The sequence below is a fragment of the Dyadobacter soli genome (assembly GCF_900101885.1).
Lineage (GTDB): Bacteria > Bacteroidota > Bacteroidia > Cytophagales > Spirosomataceae > Dyadobacter > Dyadobacter soli.
Genome location: NZ_FNAN01000036.1, coordinates 1 through 21,986, shown reverse-complemented (window position 1 = coordinate 21,986; position 21,986 = coordinate 1). Strand labels below are relative to the sequence as shown.

General features: G+C 51.3%; 18 protein-coding genes. 6 read left to right on the top strand and 12 right to left on the bottom strand.

Features of this window, described 5'->3' with window-relative positions; all coding sequences use genetic code 11:
- Positions 1-180: 180 nt before the first annotated feature.
- The 8 genes from BLQ88_RS35495 to BLQ88_RS35460 form a co-directional block, all read right to left on the bottom strand.
- Positions 181-2,238 (bottom strand): sigma-54 interaction domain-containing protein, encoded by a 2,058-nt coding sequence (locus tag BLQ88_RS35495; protein ID WP_090157764.1) that lies wholly within the window; start codon positions 2,236-2,238, stop codon positions 181-183.
- A complete protein-coding gene (locus tag BLQ88_RS35490) occupies positions 2,231-2,626 on the bottom strand; it encodes a VOC family protein (RefSeq protein ID WP_090157775.1) in 396 nt (131 codons plus the stop codon). The genes BLQ88_RS35495 and BLQ88_RS35490 overlap by 8 nt, the downstream gene beginning before the upstream one ends.
- A gap of 69 nt (positions 2,627-2,695) precedes the next feature.
- Complete coding sequence (msrA, locus tag BLQ88_RS35485; protein ID WP_090157763.1) at positions 2,696-3,187, bottom strand: peptide-methionine (S)-S-oxide reductase MsrA; 492 nt, start codon at positions 3,185-3,187, stop codon at positions 2,696-2,698.
- A 194-nt stretch (positions 3,188-3,381) separates the two neighbouring features.
- Positions 3,382-4,716 (bottom strand): DUF2927 domain-containing protein, encoded by a 1,335-nt coding sequence (locus BLQ88_RS35480; protein ID WP_176885205.1) that lies wholly within the window; start codon positions 4,714-4,716, stop codon positions 3,382-3,384.
- Between the two features lie 151 nt (positions 4,717-4,867).
- Positions 4,868-6,235 carry an alginate export family protein gene (locus BLQ88_RS35475; protein WP_090157761.1) on the bottom strand — a complete coding sequence of 456 codons (1,368 nt, stop codon included), beginning with the start codon at positions 6,233-6,235 and terminating at the stop codon, positions 4,868-4,870.
- A complete protein-coding gene (locus BLQ88_RS35470; RefSeq protein WP_090157774.1) occupies positions 6,232-8,001 on the bottom strand; it encodes an amidohydrolase in 1,770 nt (589 codons plus the stop codon). Before BLQ88_RS35470 ends, BLQ88_RS35475 begins: the two co-directional genes overlap by 4 nt.
- An 11-nt stretch (positions 8,002-8,012) precedes the next feature.
- Entirely contained in the window at positions 8,013-8,999 is a 987-nt protein-coding gene (locus tag BLQ88_RS35465) for an alpha/beta fold hydrolase (RefSeq protein WP_090157760.1), read from the bottom strand.
- A 53-nt stretch (positions 9,000-9,052) separates the two neighbouring features.
- Positions 9,053-9,835: an alpha/beta hydrolase gene (locus BLQ88_RS35460; RefSeq protein WP_090157759.1), complete on the bottom strand. Its 783-nt coding sequence runs from the start codon at positions 9,833-9,835 to the stop codon at positions 9,053-9,055.
- Between the two features lie 216 nt (positions 9,836-10,051).
- Between BLQ88_RS35460 and BLQ88_RS35455 the strand changes: the two genes are divergently transcribed.
- On the top strand, positions 10,052-12,319 hold the full coding sequence (locus tag BLQ88_RS35455) for a histidine kinase dimerization/phosphoacceptor domain -containing protein (protein WP_090157758.1): 2,268 nt from the start codon (positions 10,052-10,054) through the stop codon (positions 12,317-12,319).
- Positions 12,316-14,247 (top strand): sigma 54-interacting response regulator, encoded by a 1,932-nt coding sequence (locus BLQ88_RS35450; protein ID WP_090157757.1) that lies wholly within the window; start codon positions 12,316-12,318, stop codon positions 14,245-14,247. The genes BLQ88_RS35455 and BLQ88_RS35450 overlap by 4 nt, the downstream gene beginning before the upstream one ends.
- 45 nt (positions 14,248-14,292) lie before the next feature.
- Here the strand turns inward: BLQ88_RS35450 and BLQ88_RS35445 are convergent, their stop codons facing one another.
- Together BLQ88_RS35445 and BLQ88_RS35440 are read right to left on the bottom strand one after the other, a co-directional pair.
- Positions 14,293-14,772 (bottom strand): SRPBCC family protein, encoded by a 480-nt coding sequence (locus BLQ88_RS35445; protein WP_090157756.1) that lies wholly within the window; start codon positions 14,770-14,772, stop codon positions 14,293-14,295.
- A gap of 2 nt (positions 14,773-14,774) precedes the next feature.
- Positions 14,775-15,095 (bottom strand): ArsR/SmtB family transcription factor, encoded by a 321-nt coding sequence (locus BLQ88_RS35440; protein ID WP_090157755.1) that lies wholly within the window; start codon positions 15,093-15,095, stop codon positions 14,775-14,777.
- Positions 15,096-15,324: 229 nt separating this feature from the next.
- Here BLQ88_RS35440 and BLQ88_RS35435 point away from each other — a divergent pair, with 229 nt between their 5' ends.
- From BLQ88_RS35435 to BLQ88_RS35420, 4 genes are read left to right on the top strand one after another with little or no spacing between them, the layout of a single operon-like run.
- The gene (locus BLQ88_RS35435) at positions 15,325-16,569 is read left to right on the top strand and encodes a hypothetical protein (RefSeq protein WP_090157754.1); all 1,245 of its coding nucleotides are present in this window, start codon (positions 15,325-15,327) and stop codon (positions 16,567-16,569) included.
- A 56-nt stretch (positions 16,570-16,625) separates the two neighbouring features.
- Positions 16,626-17,927: a glycosyltransferase gene (locus BLQ88_RS35430; RefSeq protein ID WP_090157753.1), complete on the top strand. Its 1,302-nt coding sequence runs from the start codon at positions 16,626-16,628 to the stop codon at positions 17,925-17,927.
- 35 nt (positions 17,928-17,962) lie between these two features.
- Positions 17,963-19,783 carry a sensor histidine kinase gene (locus BLQ88_RS35425; protein ID WP_176885203.1) on the top strand — a complete coding sequence of 607 codons (1,821 nt, stop codon included), beginning with the start codon at positions 17,963-17,965 and terminating at the stop codon, positions 19,781-19,783.
- Between the two features lie 2 nt (positions 19,784-19,785).
- Positions 19,786-20,427 (top strand): response regulator transcription factor, encoded by a 642-nt coding sequence (locus BLQ88_RS35420; protein ID WP_090157751.1) that lies wholly within the window; start codon positions 19,786-19,788, stop codon positions 20,425-20,427.
- A 105-nt stretch (positions 20,428-20,532) separates the two neighbouring features.
- On the opposite strand, the gene BLQ88_RS35415 is transcribed toward BLQ88_RS35420, so the two are convergent.
- Complete coding sequence (locus BLQ88_RS35415; protein ID WP_090157750.1) at positions 20,533-21,288, bottom strand: SDR family oxidoreductase; 756 nt, start codon at positions 21,286-21,288, stop codon at positions 20,533-20,535.
- 87 nt (positions 21,289-21,375) lie between these two features.
- Positions 21,376-21,954 (bottom strand): TetR/AcrR family transcriptional regulator, encoded by a 579-nt coding sequence (locus BLQ88_RS35410; RefSeq protein ID WP_090147724.1) that lies wholly within the window; start codon positions 21,952-21,954, stop codon positions 21,376-21,378.
- Positions 21,955-21,986 lie beyond the last annotated feature (32 nt).

Genomic DNA, 21,986 nt, shown 5'->3' with positions numbered 1-21,986 from the left:
TAAGTTTAGAATCGTACAAATGATCCCACACTTGCCATTTCAATGCCAATCATATAATATTATGATTATCAAATATTTAACAAAATACAACACCACTCGTTTTCACTATATTTAGTGAAACCATCAAAAGTATCATCGTATTTGATGAATAAACGAAGCGCCGGGCCGGATTACTGCCGCTCAATGGGCGTAGTAATCCGCCTTGGAAATGCCGAGCTTACGGATTTTGGAATGAAGCGTATTCCCGGGAATGCCCAATATCTCCGCTGCTCCGCCGATGCCGGAAATCTTGCCGCCGCACCGGCGTAATACCTGTATGATGTGCAAGCGCTCGACGTCTTCCAGTGTCAAATCGGATTGCATTGCATGCACATCGGTAGTTGCTCCTTTCGCCTGCGGCAGGAAAAACTTGCGGATCATAGGTTCGGTGGCCAGTATCACCGAGCGCTCAATGAGGTGTTCGAGCTCGCGGACATTGCCGGGCCACCGATAGGCCTGCAATTGTAGTAATGCATTAGCTGAAAGCTTCAAGGTTTTCTTGCCAATACTTTTACTGAATTTGGACAGAAAGAATCCGGTAAGGCTTTCGATATCTTCGCGGCGGTCGCGAAGCGGCGGAAGTTCAATAGGAAATACATTCAAACGATAATACAAATCCGGACGGAACCGGCCCGCTTTCACTTCCGCTTCCAGGTCGCGGTTAGTGGCCGCGATGATCCGGACATTCAGTTTGATCGTCGTTTTCCCGCCCACGCGCTCGATTTCTTTTTCCTGCAAAACACGCAGCAGCTTCGCCTGTGTTTCCAGCGGCATCTCTCCTACCTCGTCCAGAAACAGCGTGCTGTCGTTGGCCAGTTCAAACTTGCCGATGCGCCGCTCGACGGCTCCCGTGAATGCGCCGCGCTCATGGCCAAACAATTCACTTTCGATCAGGCTTGCCGGCAAAGCCGCGCAGTTGACCTTGATCATCAGCCTCTCTTTCCGGGCAGATGCATGGTGGATGGCTCTCGCGATCAGCTCCTTTCCCGTACCTGTCTCTCCGAGTAGCAGCACTGTCGCGTTGCTTTCCGCTACCAGCGATATAAGCCTGTACACCTGCTGCATGGCCTGGCCACTGCCCACGATTTCTTGAAAATTAGTGTTGAGCTGCTGTTTGAGATAATCGTTTTCATCTTCCAGCTGCTTTTTCAAACGCAGGATTTGCTCGTGGGAGAGCACATTGGAAACAGCGGTTGAAATCTGCGCGCAGATGCCTTGTAAAAGCGGCCCGCTAATGTGATCTCCAAGCATCCAAACCATCCCAAGCTTCTGATCACCCAATCTTAGCGCGGATGCATAAACGGTGTTAAGCCTACGCTGCTCGCGCTGGATGGACAGTTTGAGACACTTCACTTCCAGGTTTTCATCAATGTCGAGCAAGACCGGCTGGCCGCTTTCAAAAACCAGCCTTACATGCTCCTCGTTAATATTCAAAGAATAGAATTCTTCATGTTCAGCAACTTCATTTTCCTGAAAAAACTGCCTGTCGAAAAGGTATGGCCGCAATGTAACCTGGTCTTCCGCAAGCAAGTACAAAACGGCGATCCGGGTCCGGAACAGGCCCTGCAAGACATTCGAAATCACATAATCAAGCTCCACTTTAGCCTTGACACCAGTAATGTCACTTGAAAACTTGAGCATGAGCTGCTGTTCGGCCTGTCGGCGAAGTATTTCCTCGTTGGCCATAATGTTGCCCATCGCGATCGCAATTTGCGAACAGATGCCTTGTAATATCGGGATATTGATTTCATTGATGCTCAGCAAAAGCAGGCCTACATTCGCATCGCCATTGCGCAATGCAATACCGACCATCGTTTGGAAACCCATATTTTCCCAAAGGTCCAGATAAGATAGGTCGTAGCCCCTTTGCAGTTCCCTGCGAACATTGAAAAGCAGGGGAATGTAGCTCTCCACAATGCGGTTTTGGATACCGTCTTGGATCGGGTATTTTTCGGCAAGTACCTTTTCTAACAAACGCTTATCAAATGTGGCAGAGCCGGTATCATGCAGGTAGGCTGACATCGTTTTTCCGTCCGAATTGATCTTTCGGATTACATATCCACCATCCGGATTAAGCTTTCGAAATGCCTTCCTGACTACCACGGCCAGGTCCTCCCTACTCCTAACAGCCGTCATATCATTGCTGAAATCAAGCAGAAATGACTTTTCACTTTCCTTTGGCAGGATTTCGTCATTCATTGCCTTCCCGTTCGGGGGTTGCGAAGTCGTAAAAGACCCGAAACAGATTACCGTCGGGATCAGCGACTGTGAACTCATGCAGGCCCCATGGTTTCGATTCGGGCGGTGAAACAATTATCGTCTGGCGGGCACTCCAAAGCCTGAACAGCTCATTGACCTCTTCGATGCTATCGACATTAAGCCACACCAAGGTCGGTCCTGCATTGCGGTAATGCGTCCGAAAAGCCGGGTCGGAGAGAAACATCCTGCATTGCCCTCTTGAGATACCCGCAAGCCCGCCACCGTCTTCACCCCAATCAACATCGAAGCCAAGATTGTTTTTGTAGTAGGCAAGCGCCCTCGGCAGGTCGCTTACGGGTATCTCAGGCACGGCACCAGGAAATTCCATATTCATATCGTTTTTAAGAGAGCTTGATTATAAACGTATAAACATCGTTAGCGTGGATACCAACAAAATTCAGCCCAGCTTCCACTCCGGCCTTTCGAAGTGGCACGTGTAGCCGCCCGGATGCTTTCGAAGATAATCCTGGTGTTCTTCTTCGGCGTTCCAAAAATCCGTTTCCGGCAGCACTTCGGTGACGATTTTTCCCGGCCACTTGCCCGAAGCCTCCATTTCGCTGATAAGCGCCTGCGCCGTTTCCCGTTGCTGGTCGTTCACATAAAAGATTGCTGAGCGGTAAGAAGTACCGATGTCGTTCCCTTGCCGGTTTCGCGTCGTAGGATCGTGGATCTGAAAAAAGTATTCCAACAAAGCCCGGTAACTGAGTTTGTCCGGATCAAAATGTATTTCAATCCCTTCGGCGTGTGAACCGTGGTTGCGATAGGTGGCGTTGGCTACCTCACCCCCTGTGTACCCGACAACCGTCGACTGCACGCCGGGCAATTCTCTGATCAGCTCCTGGACGCCCCAGAAACACCCACCCGCCAAAATAGCCTTTTCTGCATGCATAAATAATGTTTTTAGATATTTGAACGAAGTAACAAATCTTGTGCCTCAACTACAAGGAAACCTGTGCTAACCTTGATTACTTTATATTATGTCCTATCCTATCATCCACTTTGGAAGACGAGTATCTGCGTACTGACTGGCTATCTGGCCAGCAGATCGGCTAAGTCCAGGTGCTGGATTGCTGGAATAGTGACTTAGAGTAGAGCCAAATTGGATTTAATCTTTAAGAATTCCCTGCGATCGTACCCATCTACAAGTTCGTTGGCATAAACTATCCTAAGCAGGTCAGCATAATGCCTGGAAAATGAAATTCGCCCATTTGTCAGAGTGTATAGCTCGTCAATTCTGGACTTAGTCATTTTAATGGGCACCAGGCTGAAATACAGCGAATTCACAAGGCTTTGCTGGCGGAGTCCTTCACTTCGGTCGCTGAGATTAAACGAGAGTAAAATCTTGCTCTTGATAATTTTTGGGTACATGCAGCTCTTTCCGGCAATTGTTTCGCCATTCTGTAAAACCGCTGGCTCCTGCTTCCTGTTTTCTTCCAGGCATATGACGATGCCATGGTCGGGTTCGGATGCGTGGTGCAAGCCGATCGCTATCTTCAAATTTGGAGACAACTTGCTAAGTTCAGACGAGGCCTCGGCGATAGTAACTGAATCCCGGCGACTAAATGCCCCAAACAGAAAGACATTCACTTCCTTAGGATGTTTTAGCAAGAGGTCGCCAGAGAATATCTCGTCGAGATCCCTCGCCATCTGCGAATTCAATGAACTATTCTGAAGGTATTTTTGAAGCTTTTCGTTGGAGTTAACCGCATAGAGGTTATCCGCAAAGTCCGTTTCAAATGATAACCGTGAATAGTTAGGCAAAATCGCTGGTTCATACAAAAGCCTCAGAACTTGTTTATCCAAATCGGTAAACCGCTTTTGTGGATTCCAATTCTGAAAAAACAGACTGGATGGATAGCTGTAACTGTCTCCGAATATACCCAGTGTCTGAACGATCTCTTCCAGCACGACTTCCCGGCGCGATGCCGCTGTGGTATCGTTAGGACTAAAATAAATTCCGACCCGGGCCTTAATAAGTCTACCTTCGTAACTCTCAGGCTTAGCAAATCCAAAACTGCTACTGGTGTCTACGCCCATCGCATCCAAATCTTCAAAGCCTATAAATGACGCTACTTCACCGACGTTTCCGAAAAATATCTGTATCGCGCCGCTATCAGGAGCTTGGGCGAGCCGACATTTCACCGGTAATCCAAGGGCATCGATTTCGGCTATCACCTCCCGGACGGAAGCCGTATCCATTCTCGATGCACGCCCTTTAATAGCGATGGTAGGATCATCCGTCCATTTCAGAAGATTGTCATTATTTTTCCGCGCAAAATCTTCATGAAAAACGGTCTCATAAAAGTAATTGACCGTGCGTGCACCATATTTTTGCTTTAAGACAGCAAGATCCTCTCCCTGAATTGAAGTCTTGTCACTACTGCACGATATGATCGCCAGCAGCGCGACGATAAACATCCTAACGTCCGGAAAAATGCAAATGTATCCACGAAGCATAATCCCAATATAAAATGGCGAGAACAACTTTCAAAACGGCCTGGCAAAAAAGCGGTCGCCTGCCTGTTTTAAATGCTGCTGGCGCGCCTGTCGAGCGATCCTTTGTTTCACATTAAAACTTGAATTCCGTCGTCAGGCAGAGAAAGAGCAGGTTTTTGCCTGGCCCGGCTTTTCGCAGGAAATCACCTGTAACAAAATAGGTCAGCTCGCAGCCGAAATGCAGGAACGGGCTGGTTACATACTCTCCGACCATCGCATACTGATGCCCGATAAATTTATCCTTGATGCCGGAGCTCGGATAGATCAATGCGGCATTTGGGCCGTAAACGCCATCCTGGCTGCTATATCGCCAAAACACGTCGTAGTCGAAGTCGACATTGAATTTACTGGTAAAATTCAATGTCACGGACGGATGCACGTCCACCAGGTTAGCAGGGCCGACCAATGCGGCCAGCCCGAAGTAACCGCCCCGGGGAAATAATGGATTGAACGTGTTCATCCGATTATCTCCCAGCCGCTTATCACCGCTGATGAGCTCCGTTTTTAGTCCCAGTTCCGGCTCGAACACCAGGTGATCCAGCATATAGTCGACGTGGGCCGATGCCGTCCAGGCCCGGACGGACTTACCCGCGAAGTCGCCGAATTGGTAAACGGCTTCCAGGTCGTAACGCCACCGCTGGGATTTGCCCCAGATCCTTGTCCCTGCCGAATGCCGCATTTCCTTGCCCTTACCGTCGTCGTAGCTGTTTATTTTTTTATCAAAACCAAAATAGTACAGGTCTACATTCTGCAAACCAGGAACCTGGTTGAACACGCTGTAGGCGCCCCATAACTTCACGTTTTTGTTGTAGCCGTCGTCAAAAACACCCTTTTTGGAAGCCACATAATGCGAGTACAGCAGGTCTGTTTTGACATTTTTCCCCGAAAACATGACTTTCGCCCCATCAAACGAATGGCGGTTATTGGGGCCTTCCCGGACGGAAATCAGCCGCTGCGAACCATACAAAAGCTCCTGCCGTCCCACCCTGAATACCACGTTACGGCTTTTCCCCCGAAACAGGTTCACATCGAAAAATGCCTGGTGCAAATCCAGCGGGTTTTCATCGGCCGGACTGGTACTCGCTTTCGCGTTGGCCATGCCGCTTTGCAGCTCGCCGAACAGCCGGAAATGCGGACCGGCATGGAAATCGGCATGCCCGAGGTAGCGCGAAAACACATAACCGTAGTTCTTGTCGGGCTGCTCTCCCCATTCGTCGTTGACGACATGGTAATACTGAAACCGGACGTCGCCCCCGAAACTGACATAGGTTTCCCCGTTTTTGGACAAGGGCGTAAATTTCAACTTGCGGTAGAAATTCCGGCTTGTATCGGTTTTGAGAAAAGCATAGTCCTCGTCATACCGGAGCATTTTAAATGGCGCGTATTGCCCGGCAACCCACCATGGTGCCAGGCAAAAGCAAACGATCAGCAAAGCTTTCATGGCCGCTCTTTTTGATAACCGCCGTAATGCTTCACCGGCGACCAGGCCGGGATCACCTCAGGTACGGCGGCATCCAGCGCCTTGTACTCGCCGGCCGCATACACGACCTTGCCGTTGACGATCGTGAGCAGCGATTCAATGTTTCGCACATCATCGGGCTTTGCGGAAAAGTAGTCGCCTGTGAGAACGGTCATGTCCGCGTACATCCCTTTTACGATCTTGCCCTTCAACTGCTCTTCGCCGGTAAACCAGGCGCTACCGGTGGTGTATATGTGCAAGGCCGTAAACCGGTCGAGCACCTGGTCTTTCGGCCAGAACTGCAAGCCGCCGATCGTCTGCCCGGTGAGCAGCCAGTGCAGCGCCATCCATGGATTGTAGGTCGAAATGCGGGTCGCGTCCGTGCCCATGCCCACGGGAATGCCCATGGAAAGCATTTTTTTGATCGGTGGAAGCTGGCGGTCGGCTTTGCCGTATAGCTTTTCATATAATTCGCCCTGGTAATACATCCTGAACTGCACCGCCACGCCGCCGCCGAGCTTCTTCACGCGCGCAAGCTGATCGTCGGTGATCGTTTCGGCGTGGTCGAAAAACCACCTCAGGCCATTGAATGGGATCTCCTTGTCTACTTTTTCAAAAACAGCCAGCATGCGTTCGATGGATTCGCCATAGGTGGCGTGCAGCCTGAACGGCCAGCGGTTTTTCACTAGTATTCGGATCACCGGTTCCAGGTCGGCCTCCATCTGGTCGGAAAGGATGGTGCGGGGTTCGAGGAAATTTTCGAAGTCGGCCGCCGTAGCTACCAGGTTTTCTCCGGCGCCCTCCATATCGTAGCCGTTCGGTAGCAGCATATGGTCGTTTTTGTTGAGTTTGGCGGTTTGGACCCATTTCTGGTAGTCTTCCAGTTCGCGGCCTTTTTGTTGGGCAAACAAAAAATAAGATGTCCGAATATTCAACTTTCCATCTTTGGCCAGTTCGAGCGCCACAGCGTAATCCGACGGGTAGTTCTGGCTCCCTCCTGCCGCGTCGGCGGCGCTCGTGATCCCGAACCGGTTCAACTCCCGGTAGTACTGCAATGTGCTGTTCAGCCTCTCTTCGTGCGAAAGTTTGGTCGTCAGGCCGAGCGTGGTGTAGATCGCTTTTGGCGTTTCCTTGGCGAAAAGCATGCCGGTCGGGTTGCCTTCCTGATCCAGCTCTACCAGGCTGCCTTCGTAGCTGGTCTTGCTGTCATACCCCAGCACCTGAATGCCCTTTTTGTTCAGGAATGCTTTGCCGTACAGGTAGGTAATAAAAACCGGCTTATCGGGCACAGCTTCGTTGATCTCCGCCAGGGTGGGCTGCCTTTTTTCCTGAAACTGAAACTCGTTCCAGCCGCCGATCACCTTGATCCACACGCCTTCCGGCGTCCTGGCCGCCTGTTCTTTAAGCATCTGCATGGCCCGGGCGAGCGTTTTGACCCCGTCCCACCGCAGCTCGCTGTTATAATGCAGGCCTTCGCGGATAATGTGAATGTGGCTGTCGTTGATACCGGGCACCACCGTCCTGCCCTTCGCGTCGATGACCTTCGTCTGGCCCGACCGGTATTGGGAAACGATCCGAGCAGACGGCCCCGTGTCGAGTATGATCCCGTCCTTGACGGCCACCGCCTGCACGAACTCCCCGGCTTTGGTCATGGTGGCGATTTTGCCGTTGGTAACGATCAGGTCGGCCGTTTGGGCAAAACATACCTGGCACCCGAGCAGCACGACCGCGAGTAATGTTGCTTTCATATCAATCCGCATTATTTACCTACAAAAAAATCCAGCAACGCCTTCTGTACCTGCTCGGTTTGCTCCTGCACCACCCAATGTCCCGAGCCCTGGATTTTTGCTTCGAAAACGTTGGTTGCAACGAGTTTGGAATGGTCTCTCAGAAATGCAGCCCCGAAATATTCCCCGCCCAGGGCCAGCAGCGGCATCGGCAGTTTCTTTTTGGCAAATTCTACATTGTCTTTCGCATCCTGCGGGAAGTTGCCAAACCAGTGGAACGCTCCGGTAGTAGCGCCTTTGACGGCATAGGCACGGATAAATTCTTCTGTTTCCTGCTCGGTAAACGGCTTTTCAACATGGCCTACCACCGGCCAGAAGTTGGTCAAAAATTCCCTTTCTTTTCCAGCGACAATGCTGCCCGAAGCCGGCCAGCCAAAAAAGCCAAACCACCATGCACCAGCCTTCACCTGGCTCCATACCGGCTCGATACCCGGCAGTAATGCATCCATTAATGCCAGCTTTTTAACTTCCGACGGGAACTGGGCCGCATATGCGTACGCGACCATCAGCCCGATGTCGTGACCGGCCAGGTTGATCTGGTTGAAACCGAGTTTCTGCATCAGCCCGTGCATGTCGGCCGCCATCGTCTTCTTGTCGTACCCGCCTTCCGGCTTGTCGGACTCCCCTACCCCCCGCAAATCCGGCGCGATGACGGTGAAGTGCTTGGAAAGCTCGGGAAGGAGGCGGTTCCACATATACCAGTTCTGGCCGAAGCCGTGTACTAAAAGCAGCGGCTCGCCTGCGCCACCGATGACATAGTGGATGTTCACGCCATTCACATTGGCGGTTTCATGCCGGAAATTCGATGGCGGATCGGCCGGCTTCACGGTCTGGGTGGCCGGGGTGCTGTCCTGTGCGGCGGCCTGTCGGGTTTCTTTCTTTTCGGGATTGCAAGCCCAGACTATTGCCAGCAGGGCGGCGCAGATCAGCAAACGGGTGCGTTTGGAAACAGTATTCATCGGTATATGGTATTAGGTGAAGAAAAAATGAAATGCGCAATGGAGAATGGCCGCTACCGGAACGTTTGCAGCCATTCGAGGCAGTACTCCGCTACCTGCTCCCAGCCGGGCTGTCCGAGCACGTAGTGGGTCCGGCCATCGAACTTTTTATAGTCGGTAATGGAGCCGCTGGATTCGTACTTGCGGTAGTTGTCGTAGTTCAGCGAATCGGGAATGGTGTGATCGGCTGTGCCCGAAATGAGCAGGAGCGGCGCGTGTGGCTTTTCGAAATCGACTTTCGCCACGCTCGTGATCGTGTCGCGCACAATGCGCTTGGATTCGGGGATAGCGAGGTTGTAGTAGCTTTCCTTCTGTATGTCAAGGGGCAGGCCGTTGGTGAATGCATATTGCCATTGCCGAAACGACATCATGAATGACTGCCCGACGGGCGTAAAGAAACCAAGCGGCCCCCAGCCGGCAATCAGAAACGACAGTTTGAAAGTCATAACGCCCTGCGGCGGCACCGAATGGATCGCAATGCCCGCGTGGCCGAGGCCCCTTTGCAGCAGCAGTTGGGCGATCAGCCCGCCAATGGAATGGCCGATCAGGATCGGCTGCTCGGGCAGGCTTACGGCAATGCCGGCGTAGTATTCCACCAGGTCGGCGAGCCGGTTGGAGGCAATGGCGGCATCGGGCTGCCGGTTGCGCAGCTGCTCGGCCGGGGCATCCTTGTGGGGCCAGGGCGGCGCCAGCGTGTGGTAGCCCTGCGCTTCAAAATATAGCTTCCAGTCGTTCCAGCATGCGTTGCTGACGAATGCTCCCGTGATGAATAAGATTGTTTTGCTGTCGACTTTCATGGATAACTTTTGGTCTTGCCAGGAGCTTAACCCAAAAGAGCACCAAAAGACAAGTGACTAAAATAGAGCACATTATAGAAAAAAAACAGGCATAGCCCGACGCCATATCGTTTGTATACGCCCCAGCCGACGAAATATCGTTGGGTAAAAGTCTTGCTACCGTGTTTTTAGTATTAGCCCGATTTTAATAATCCCTTCGAAAACCCCGTTTCGAATATGCATAAACGATTACTGCTAATGGCCGTTCTGTTGATGATCGGCACATATACCTACGCCGATTTTCTCGGGCCTTTCACCGCCGGGGAAGTAGCCCCGGTACTCGTCCGGCTCAGGGCCAGCCGGGCGGACACTACCCGGGCAAAGCTTTTGATACAACTCAGTGACTTGTACTTCTACCGCGCCGGGCGGAGCGCGCGCGACCTGGATAGCGCATATTACTATACGTCCGCCGCACACAAGCTGGCAGCCTCGCTCGGTTTCGACGACGGGCTTGCAGAGGTATACTTTCAGGAGGGGGCCATCCTGCCGATGATCGACCAAAGGGAGAAGGGCCGGCACGCCACTGAAATGGCAGCGAAGCTGTTTACCAAACAACACAATTACCGGATGATGGGCGAAAGTTATTACCGGTTGGCAGGGTATTACGGCCTTACCGAGACGGAAATCGGAGACAGGATCAAGTTTACCCATTCCTCGTTGGACGCCTTTCGTTTAGCAAAACTCCCTGTCAAAGTAGGCGCAGTTCTTCAAACGCTCGGCGACCTCCACAGCTCCCGAGGCGAGAACGGACCAGCCCTCACCTATCTGAAGGAATCCCTGCAAGCCTATCAGTCCGCAAAATATGATCGGCTCATGGGTGTATACAACCTTCTGGGCAATGTATACACGGCTCTGGGTGTGACCGACGAAGGGATTAAGTATGGCATCCTGGCTGTTCGCAATGCGCAGGCTTTGGGAGATACTTCCATGCAACTTGCTACGATCTACAATCACCTCGGACTCACTTATTACACTTTGCGGGAATATCCCAAAGCAATTGTGAGCTACGACAATTCGCTCAGAATAGCCGAGAAGTACAAGGATGCGGAAACGATTTACATTGTAGCCGCCAACAAGGCCTATCCCTACATCAAGCTGAAAAAATTTGCGGAAGCTGCCCGCTTTCTGCGAGAAATGGAGCGTAAATATCCTATGCAGGACATCCGTAAGAAGTTATGGCTCGATCGTGCGTACATGAGTGTTTACCGTGAACTAAGGCAGTTCAGCAAAGCCACAAAGTATATCAATGAGCTTATGACGCTGATTGACCAGGGAATAGCACCGGAAGAAACCGAATTGATTTACAGTCACTTAGTCGAGTTCTATTTTGCCAAAAAAGATTATTCGCTGGCAGAAAAATATCTGGCCCTTAAAAGAAAAATTAAGCTCGATAATCTGAGAGTGCTGCACAGAAGCCATCTTTGGCAAGCAAGACTGGATTCGGTAAATCACCAATATTTTTCCGCTCTCTCCGAATTCCAGAAGTATAGTGTTTTGATGGATTCATTTTACAACGAAACCAAAAGCCGGCAGATCAACCAGTTGGAGGTTATCTACGAAACTGAAATGAAGGAGGAAAATATTCAGGCGCTGCGGAAAGAGTCGGTATTACACCAGCAAATGCTCCGGCAGGCGTCGCTGGTGCAAAACATTACTTTTGTGAGTATTGCCCTTTTGCTAACCATTGTCGGCCTTTTGATTTACGGTAACCTGCTGGTTAAAAAAAACAACAAGGCACTGGCGGCCAGTCAGCAGGAAATCAATAACAAGAATATTTCGCTCGGTCGGCTGGTATCGGAAAAGCAATGGCTTATGAAGGAAATCCATCACCGTGTGAAGAACAACCTGCACATGATCGTCGGGCTGCTGGAAAGCCAGGCGGAATTTCTGACAGGCGACGAAGCGAAAATGGCATTGGCCGAGAGCGAGCACCGGATACAGTCGATGTCGATGATCCACCAGAAGCTGTACCAGACCGAGAACCTTACTTCCATCGAAATCTCTCCCTACATTCACGAACTGGTGCAATACCTGAAAGCCTGTTTCAAAGGCGAAAACCCGGTTGAATTCAACCTGGAAATCGAGCAGGCCGATATGAACATCAGCCATGCGATCCCGCTCGGGCTGATACTGAACGAGGCGATCATCAACGCTTTGAAATACGCTTTCCCTCCTAAAACGGCCGGCAGGATCGATGTTATTTTGAAGCAAACGAGCCCGGGGTATTTTCTGCTGAAAGTATCGGACAATGGTGTGGGTTTGAAACCCGGTTTTGACATTAACCAGGTCAATTCCTTCGGGCTGACGCTCATCCTGGGACTGTGCCAGGACCTGGGCGGCCAGGCAGAGGTGATCAGTGACGGCGGAACCACGATCCGGATCGCCTTTGCATACACCACCGGGCAGTCGCATACCGAGCAATACGCAAATTTACCGCACCCATGAACCAGAAAATACTCATCGTCGAAGACCAGTTTATCGAAGCTAATCACCTGCGTATCATGTTGCAGCGCGCCGAATACACCGTTTGCGGGGTTGCCCGGTCCGTTGAGCAGGCCGAGGAAATGATCGAAACCCACCGCCCCGACCTAGTGCTGCTGGATATATTTTTAACGGGCAAAAGGACGGGGATTGATCTGGCGGCGCAATTGAAGGAGGCAAATATCCCGTTCATTTACCTGTCGGCCAATTCCAATGAAGAAGTGCTGAATGCGGCGAAGGCCACCCATCCTTACGGCTTTCTGGTGAAGCCGTTTCGCGATAATGATCTGCTCGTCACGTTGCAAATCGCGCAGTACCACCATGAAAACGGGCTGGAATCCCAGCTCCGTAAAGAAACCCAGCTCCAAACACAGCTGGCGACCATCACCGCCGGCCAGTCCAACCGCCAGCAGCGGTTACTGATGATCGCACAGGTATTGCAGCCATTTATTTCCTTCGATATGCTGGTGGTCGGCTCTTTGGACGAAGCCGGCGCGCAGCAGCACGATACGCTGCATTTTTTGCGGATCGGTTTCAACGAGTACCAGGTGTTCACCCACGACGGGCTTAAAGTGATTCTCAATGCCCGTCCGGCCCATGCGGTTCCGGCAAATGAACGGGCGTTTTCCCAGGTGCAATACTTCAATGAGACTTCCTTTAAATCCGTCATCGCCAAACCCGGCACGCATAAAATCATGGCAGAAACATTCGGCATGAATGCCCTGCTGACGCTTCCGCTCCCACCGGGCGCCCACCACCGACAATGCTTTTTCTCGTTTTACAGCCGGCGCCCGGATGCGTTCACCGACGATCATGTTTCACTGGGTCAGCGAATCCAACCCTTTCTCGTCCTCGCGACGCAAAGCATGTCCGAGAGCCGCGTTCCGGCCATCGGCAGCGACGTGATGCACGGCTTGCCCGAACCTTCCCCCAATTCTGTTTTCGACAATATTATCGGCACCAGTCCGCAACTGACGGCCGTTTTCGAGCTGATCAGCCAGGTTGCTCCCGTAGACACCTCCGTGCTGATCACCGGGGCCTCCGGTACTGGCAAGGAGCGGGTGGCCGACAGCATTCATGCCCTTTCGCCCAGGAAGGCCCACCCGCTGATCAAGGTGAATTGTGCAGCATTACCGGCCAATCTGATCGAATCGGAGTTGTTCGGACATGAAAAAGGCGCATTTACCGGTGCCATAGAGAAACGCACGGGCCGTTTTGAGCAGGCCAACAACGGCACTATTTTTCTGGACGAAATCGGAGATGTGCCCCTTGAAACGCAGGTTAAGCTACTGCGGGTGTTGCAGCAGCGGGAAATCGAGCGCATCGGTGGGAAAGCGCCGGTAAAAGTCAATATCAGGATCATTGCGGCCACGAACAAGAATTTGGAAAAAGAAGTGGCCGAGGGAAGGTTTCGGCTTGATTTATATTACCGGCTGAATGTCTTTCCAATCCAGCTTCCTTCACTTACCGAGCGGAAAGAGGACATTCCATTGCTGGTAAACCATTTTATCGGCATCTATTCCCGAAAAACGGGCCGCAAAATTTCCGGCGTATCCGACAAGGCACTAGCCGTTCTGATGGCCTACGACTGGCCGGGGAACATCCGCGAACTGGAAAATATCACCGAAAGGGCCGTGCTGCTAGCCAAGGGAAACCTGATCGAGCACATTTCCCTACCTGTGCGCCAGCCCGCAATGCCGTCTGAAAAGGCCGAGGAAGTCCGGCTTAAAACGATCTTTGAGAACGAGCGCGATTACATTATCCAGGTGTTGGAAAAATGCAATGGCCGCATCCGGGGCGAAGATGGTGCGGCTGCGATACTGAAAATTCCGCCGACCACCCTGGGCTCCAAAATGAAGAAGCTGGGGATCAAGCGGAATTTCAGCTTTTAAAAAACCGTCAGTTGCCTCAGAGCTTGGCCATACCGCCATCGATGATCAACCCGGTAGCATCGATGAAAGTCTGCCGAGCATTTTGACCCATCCCTGATAGGCGCCTGTTTTTTTGGCCTCCTCTTCGGATACGGTCTGATAGATAGACACCCTGGTTCTGGTGTCTACGGTTTCAAAAGTAACCGTTGTCGTCTGATGCTCGGGCCAGTCCTTGTCTTTTCCTGCTTCAACCGAGCTAACCGAATTGCCCGCCGCATCTGACATAATCATCGTAAAAACAAGCCTTCGGTTTGGTACCACTTCCAGGTAAGTTCCCTTCACCCAGCACTCGCCGTGTACCGGGTCGGTGATGCAGGAATGATAGCTGCCGCCGACAGCGACATGAATGGACTTGAATGCAATGCTGCAACCATCGGGTGCATACCAGTGCTTTAACTGCTCAGGATCGGTCCAGGCCTGGAAAACGGCCTCGACAGGCGCGTCGAAAAAGTGGGTGATAAAAAGCTGCTTTCTTTCGGTGTTCATAGCTATTGTTTTTGCGTGTTGTTAAGGAATGCTTCGAGTTTTTCAAAGCGGTTGTTCCACAGTTTGCGCGACTCAGTGACCCAGTCTGTAACCTGATCGAGCTCGTCCAGGCGCGCTTCGCACACCTGCTGACGGCCTTTCTGGCTCATGATGATCAATCCGCATTCGTGAAGGATCTTAATGTGTTTGGCAATGGCCTGTTTGCTGATACCGAAATCCTCCCCAATCTGGGTGATATTAAGGGGCCCCTGGGACAATTTATGGATAATCATCCTGCGGGTAGGATCGGCTATGGCCTGGAAAACATCTCTTCTTTCTATCACAAGACAACCATTTGGTTGACAAATATAGAAAAACAACCAAATGGTTGCCATTTTTTCCCGATATTTTTTGATGCGGATACATCGCCGCGGCCTCTTGGCAACCGACAATATGAGCAGTACTACCTATGAAAATGGGTGGTAGCCTTCATTTTATGCAGGTATTGGGGCCGGTAATTTTGTGATGTCGAAAGACAAAGACATTCATCTTAAATCACAAAATCTATCAGCTATGAAAACATTTTTCCAATCTGTCCTGCGGTTATCGCTGGCCGTCCTGATCCTGTCCTGCGAAACAGACAAAGACTCCGCTACTCCCGGACCGGAACCTTCCGGGCAGTCGGCCGGGGCCGTCACACCCATCGGCATTTCAGAAGGGGCGGTCACCACCTTGCAAATCGGGCCTTCCGGGGGTGTGATTGCCTCGCCCGACAACCGCGTCAGCGTGGTAATCCCCTCCGGTGCTTTGAGTGCCGACCAAACATTTTCAGTTCAGGGAGTTTCCAATCACTGTCCCTCCGGCTCCGGTCAGGCATTTCGGTTGCTCCCACATGGTGTCAATTTTACGAAACCTGCCATAGTCACATTCCGGTACGACGAAAAGGACCTTAAAGGGACCGCACCCGCATTGATGCGTATAGCGTATCAGAATGAAAAAGGGGTCTGGATGTCCCCTGCCATCAAAAGTCTCGATACAACGGCCCGCACGCTATCCATAGAAACCATGCATTTCAGCGACTGGGCAATGTTTCGTACACTTCAGATAGATCCGGCCACCGTCTTTCTGAATCCGGGGGAAAACGTGCGCCTCACCACCACTTACATTGCCGAGACACCGGTAGCGTTCGGGGGCATGCCCGTGGTACTTCCGCAGCCTCTTCCGCCTGCATTTATCGACAAATGGGTTTTAAGCGGCGAGGGGACCTTAAAGGGCAACAACAATGTGGCAGACTATTCCGCACCTCAGGCCATACCGGCCCTTAACCCCGCTGCGGTGACTTTAATCCTCAACAAAACCACAAAGATCGACGGGCAGGAATTTAAAGACCTCCGTTTGGTGAGTAACATTTTCGTGGCACCCGAGGGCCTCTCTGTACAGGTTGATAACGGTGCGTGGCATACCTATCCCGCGGGCGTGAACGGCACCGGCGGGCGGTATATGGTGGTTGGCAAGGATGGTACCGAAACTGCTTCCGTCAGCTGGAAAGGCGCTCCTTCCGGCACATTTTACTGGACAAAAAGCGCCGACGTAGCTTTCAACCTTAACAAACCAAAACTGGTATATCAGCATATCTACGGCAAAGCATCGACCGTCAGCGGCGGGTCCGTAAAGGTAGATCAGTCCAACGAGCAGTGGGTGACAGGCACGTTCGTCGTGCAACCGGCCGGATGGCTGAATACGGCTACCCAGCCCATTTCGATAGGCACTGCGTCTGTCAGAGGGGCTTTCCGGGTCAAACGCGTCGGGCAGCTGTGAGCGTCCCGTAACATACATGAGCATTTATTTAAACACCAATCCAAAACCTGTTAGTCATGAAAAAAATACTATTTGCCAATATGCCCTACGAAGGCCATTTCAATCCCCTGACGGGCATCGCTATGCACCTGAAATCGCTTGGTCACGATGTGAGATGGTATTCGGGAAGCATCTTCAAGGACAAAATTGACCGCCTCGGCATTCCCTACTATCCCTTCAAAAAGGCGCTTGATTTTAACCAGCACAATGTACACATCCTTTTCCCCGAGCGCGACAAAATCCCCGGTGCTATCGGCAAACTGAAATATGACCTGAAGACCGCATTCATATTAAGGTCAACGGAGTTCTATGAGGATATCCGGGAGATCAACGAGTCCTGGTCATTCGATGTGCTTGTCAGCGACATTGCATTTACAGGCATGCCGTTCGTGAAGGAAAAACTGAACAAAAAAGTAGTATCGGTAGGCGTTCTCCCGCTTATCGAAACTTCCCGGGACCTGCCTCCTACCGGCCTGGCCATGACGCCTTCCACCAGTTTTTTGGGGCGGAGAAAACAGGACCTGCTGCGTCTTTTCGCCGACAAGGTCATATTCAGGGAGGCCGCGAACCTGTTCGCAAAGCTTTTCCGCGAGCATGGACTGACTCCGGTGAAGGGCAACATTTTTGATGTGCTGGGCAAAACAACGGACCTCATTCTCCAGAGCGGCACGCCCGGCTTCGAGTACCACCGCTCCGATCTGAGCAAAAAGGTGCGGTTCGTGGGGCCATTGCTGCCCTTCACAAAAGGTAGCAAAAGCCTAACCGATCTTGGGGAGCAACTCGGGAAATATGAAAAGGCAATCCTGGTTACACAGGGTACAATGGAAAAAGATCCCGAGAAAATTCTCGTCCCAACGCTCGAAGCATTCAAAGACACGCCCGTGCTGGTGATTGCCACGACGGGCGGGACGGGGACGGCGGAGTTGCAGGCGCGGTATCCGCAGGAGAACATCGTCATCCGCGACTTTATTCCTTTCAATGACATTATGCCGCATTGTAATGTGTACGTCACCAACGGCGGATATGGCGGTGTAATGCTGGGCATTCAAAATCAGCTGCCGCTCGTTGCCGCCGGTATCCACGAAGGCAAAAACGAAATCAATGCAAGGATCGGTTATTTCAGGCTCGGGATCGACCTTAAAACTGAATTCCCTACACCTGCGCAAATCAGGGCAGGCGTGGAAAAAGTGCTGGCCGACGGGATGTATCAAAACAATGTAAAAAAACTCAGCCGGGAATTCAAAGATTACAATCCTCATTCGCTTTGTACACAATACATTGATGACCTTCTCGATATCAAAACACCTGAACTGATATAATGCTACCGGCCCGTCGATTCGTAGTCATTTTATATTTGCTGTCTTCGTTGGCCGTAATGGGCCAGGCAACGGAACCGCCCGTGATCCAGCTGGATTACGGGCATTCCAACTACATTGTCGGCCGAAACGTGCTGGTACTGGAAGATTCTGCCAACGCATTACGCATAGACGATGTTGAAAACACCCCGGAAGCCTTTCGGCCCATTACCCAGCCTACCCTGAACGTAGGTCCCAGAGCTTCCACTTTCTGGCTGAAATTGCGCATAGTCAGCAAAACGCAGCAAGAGTGGTTTCTGCATGTCAGGGCACCATTTCTGAAACAAGTCGACCTTTTTACAGTGACCTGGCCCAGCTATGACAGAAAAGAAGTCGGCATTGCGGAAGTCGGTTCTGCATTGCCTTATCATGACCGGCCGGTCCTCGTCAATCAGACAATTCTGCCGCTCCATTTGGTTACACAGGACACAGCAACCATTTACCTGCGCGTGCGCAGCAACTCCATCATACGCATACCGCTGGAAATTTCAACCCTTCAACACATCTATGAAAACAGCCAGGAAAATGACATCGCCCACGGGTTCTACTTCGGGTTGATCGCCGCGCTGATTATTTACAACCTGTTCGTATTCATTTCAATACGGGAGCGCACTTACCTGTACTATGTGTTTTATATTTTCTTTGTAGCATTAAACATCAGCTATATCAAAGGTCATTTTTTACAATTCATCGTCCCGCATTTCCCTCAGGCCAATCATTCCAATTATACCGGTAGTCTCGCATTCATATTCGCATTGCTTTTCACCAATTCATTTTTAAACACCGGCTATTACTGTCCGCGGTTGAAAAAACTGGGCTTGCTGATCATCGTTTCATGCGTTTCAATCATTGTGCTTTCACTTTCCGGTCATTTGTTATTGGGTTTTAAGCTAAACTGGGTTACCGTGGGCCTCTTCCTCATTTACTCCAATCTCACCGGTTATGTGGTACTAAGGCAGGGATTCAAGCCGGCCAGGTATTACCTGATGGGTTTTACGATACTGCTGGTCGGCATTTTTATTTTTATGATGAAAGACATGGCTATGCTCCCGGAAAACTGGTTCACGGAGGGCGCTTATCAGATCGGCTCGGCGCTGGAAGCCATTATCCTTTCCTTTGCACTCGCCAACAAGCTCAATACGTATAAACGGGAGAAGGAAGTGACCCAGGCTGAGGCGCTGGCGCAGGCGACGCTTTTTTCCCAACAACTGATCGGTTCGCAGGAGAGCGAGCGCAAGCGGGTGGCGGCGGAACTGCACGACAGTCTTGGGCAAAGTTTGGGAATGGTCAAAAACAAAGTACTCATGATCAAACGGGACACCGGGAAACCTGAGCTGCACGACAAGCAGCTGAGAGATTTGGAGGAAATGGTCACGGAAGCCATTCAGGAGGTCCGCAATATTTCCTATAACCTGCGTCCGCTGCACCTGGAATTGCTGGGCATTACGCAATCGCTCCATAGCTTACTGGAAGATGTCATAGAAACAGGCCTGATCGAGGTGGAAACGGATATTCAGAACTTTGATAACTTGCTCAGCAAAAGCAACGAGATGAATGTTTTCAGGATCGTCCAGGAGTGTTTCAACAATATTCTCAAACATGCGCAGGCAACTGCCGCCCAAATTCGGATAAGTACAGAAAATGCCATGATAACAATACGCATAGCAGACAACGGCGTCGGTATTGCCCCTGCCGCCATGGAAAAGGGAGGTTTCGGAATGATCGGAATCCGGGAGCGGCTCAATATCCTCAACGGCCGGATCGAGATCCTGGGAAACAACCCGTCCGGTACTATTATTACTATTCAAATCCCCCTCTGACCATGGAAATCAGGCTGCTCATTGCCGACGATCATCCCATATTTCTGAAAGGGCTCAAAGAGGTGATCGAAATGGATGCCGATCTGAAAGTGATCGTCAGTGCGAAAAACGGACAGGAAGCGCTGCTGTCATTTCAGTTGCACAGCGTGGATGTCGTCGTGCTGGACATCGACATGCCGCGTATGACCGGACTGGAAGCTGCCGAGAAAATGCTTCAGATCCAACCGGACCTTCCGATCATTATCCTCACCATGCACAAGGAAAAGGCGCCGTTTCTAAAAGCACTGGAAATAGGGGTACTGGGCTACGTGCTCAAAGAAAACGCGGTTTCGGACATCGTTCACGCGATTTACAAGGCCAGGGATGGCGACCTTTACCTAAGCCCCGAAATATCGGCCTACCTCCTCAAAAAGACATCGGCCCTGCAACGACAGTCGAAAAACGACCTGAAAGCGTTGCTCACCCCTTCCGAAACGCACATTATGAAAATGATCTCGGAATACAAATCCAGCAAGGAAATAGCGGACGAACTTTTTATCAGTGAAAAAACCGTGTCCAACCACCGGATGAACATCGCCAAAAAGCTGAACCTTACAGGTAAAAACAGCTTGTTACGATTTGCATTGGACCAGAGCTGGGTGTGAGGGGCGCGGCCGCCATATTGAAAATTCCGCCGACCACCCTGGACTCCAAAATGAAGAAGCTGGGGATCAAGCGGAATTTCAGCATTAAAAAAACGATGAGTTGCCTCAGAGGGTGGCCATACCGCCATCGATGATCAACTCGGTACCAAGCAGGAACCGCGACTCGTCGGAAGCGAAGTACACAGCCGCATTCGCGATCTCTTCGGGAGCGCCGAAACGTCCGGCCGGGATCTGGGCCGCAATGCTCTCTCCTATTTGTTTAAAGTCGTCCTCGGAGATACCGAATTTCTCGGGCGTATGCAGCGGGGTAGCTACCGGGCCCGGGCTAATGGCATTTACACGGATTTTTCTGGAAACCAGCTCCGCCGAAAGGTTTTTAGCGAGTGTGAGCAGCGCCGCTTTCGATGCCGCATACACGCTGGCGCCAGGCATACCCACGTGCGCATTGATCGACGTGTTTAGGATAATCGACCCGCCGTCATTCACCAGCGGCAGCAATGCCTGGATCGTAAAATAGGCGCCTTTGAAATTGACATCCAGGATTTTATCGAAGAAATCCTCGCTCACCTGATCCACCGGCGCAAACTGCGCGATGCCTGCATTGATAAAAAGAATATCCACTTTCGGAGCGATCGCTTCAACCTGCGCTTTGAGCGATTGAATGTCCTCCCATTTTCCTGCGTCCGACACGATGCCGTGCGCATTACCTCCAAGTGTCTGTACGGCTTTCCGGTTGGCATCGGCATTGCGGCCGGTAAAAATCACTTCCGCACCTTCCCCGACAAACGCCTGAACCGTGGCTAATCCAATTCCACTGTTACCACCTGTAACTACTGCTGTTTTATGTGCTAATCTTGACATGATCGTGTTTGTTTATGTGTTTTGTAATGATCGATACAAAACTACGCACTTATTTTGTAACGATCACTATAAAACTGAAAAAATTTTTTAGATGGCTGAAAGAATGGCGTCCAGAGCGCTGTGGAGATGTTTTTTATCGCTGTTCGTAGCGGCAATCACCCGGATACCCATGAAGTTGATGAAAAGGAAACTCGCCAGTATTTCTGCATCTTTCTCCGAAGCGATCTCGCCGGACGTCTGTCCCTTGCGGATCAGATCTGCCAGGATCGAGCGGATTTGATTTTCATTGTCGGCAGCGATCCTGAACACCTGCGTATCCTGGTTGGCCATTTCCGTTATCGTGTTGACCATGAAGCAGCCACGGCGTTCAGGATCTTCCAAAGTGGCGTCAATCAGCGTCGCCAGCAGATACCGGATGATTTCCCGCACCGGCTTTTGCTCCAACACCGCCTGGCGCATCCATTCGTGCTGGGATTGCAAATACGTTTGCAGGGCGGAAACGAACAACTTATGCTTGTCGCCGTAGGTCGCGTACAGGCTCGGCGCGTTGATTTCCATACTTGTCGTCAGGTCGGAGATAGACGTACCGGCATAACCTTTCTTCCAAAAGACATTCATGGCTTTTTGCAAGCCGGCAGCTTCGTCGAATTTTTTTGGTCGGGCCATTGCTGTTTTGTATCGTTCATTACATTAACAAC

Coding starts and splice junctions, on each gene's coding strand:
- BLQ88_RS35445 (WP_090157756.1), bottom strand. CDS start 14,772: ATGAACACCGAAAGAAAGCAGCTTTTTATCACCCACTTTTTCGACGCG.
- BLQ88_RS35450 (WP_090157757.1), top strand. CDS start 12,316: ATGAACCAGAAAATACTCATCGTCGAAGACCAGTTTATCGAAGCTAAT.
- BLQ88_RS35435 (WP_090157754.1), top strand. CDS start 15,325: ATGAAAACATTTTTCCAATCTGTCCTGCGGTTATCGCTGGCCGTCCTG.
- BLQ88_RS35465 (WP_090157760.1), bottom strand. CDS start 8,999: ATGAATACTGTTTCCAAACGCACCCGTTTGCTGATCTGCGCCGCCCTG.
- BLQ88_RS35430 (WP_090157753.1), top strand. CDS start 16,626: ATGAAAAAAATACTATTTGCCAATATGCCCTACGAAGGCCATTTCAAT.
- BLQ88_RS35490 (WP_090157775.1), bottom strand. CDS start 2,626: ATGGAATTTCCTGGTGCCGTGCCTGAGATACCCGTAAGCGACCTGCCG.
- BLQ88_RS35420 (WP_090157751.1), top strand. CDS start 19,786: ATGGAAATCAGGCTGCTCATTGCCGACGATCATCCCATATTTCTGAAA.
- BLQ88_RS35415 (WP_090157750.1), bottom strand. CDS start 21,288: ATGTCAAGATTAGCACATAAAACAGCAGTAGTTACAGGTGGTAACAGT.
- BLQ88_RS35480 (WP_176885205.1), bottom strand. CDS start 4,716: ATGTTTATCGTCGCGCTGCTGGCGATCATATCGTGCAGTAGTGACAAG.
- BLQ88_RS35470 (WP_090157774.1), bottom strand. CDS start 8,001: ATGAAAGCAACATTACTCGCGGTCGTGCTGCTCGGGTGCCAGGTATGT.
- msrA (WP_090157763.1), bottom strand. CDS start 3,187: ATGCATGCAGAAAAGGCTATTTTGGCGGGTGGGTGTTTCTGGGGCGTC.
- BLQ88_RS35495 (WP_090157764.1), bottom strand. CDS start 2,238: ATGAATGACGAAATCCTGCCAAAGGAAAGTGAAAAGTCATTTCTGCTT.
- BLQ88_RS35460 (WP_090157759.1), bottom strand. CDS start 9,835: ATGAAAGTCGACAGCAAAACAATCTTATTCATCACGGGAGCATTCGTC.
- BLQ88_RS35455 (WP_090157758.1), top strand. CDS start 10,052: ATGCATAAACGATTACTGCTAATGGCCGTTCTGTTGATGATCGGCACA.
- BLQ88_RS35475 (WP_090157761.1), bottom strand. CDS start 6,235: ATGAAAGCTTTGCTGATCGTTTGCTTTTGCCTGGCACCATGGTGGGTT.
- BLQ88_RS35410 (WP_090147724.1), bottom strand. CDS start 21,954: ATGGCCCGACCAAAAAAATTCGACGAAGCTGCCGGCTTGCAAAAAGCC.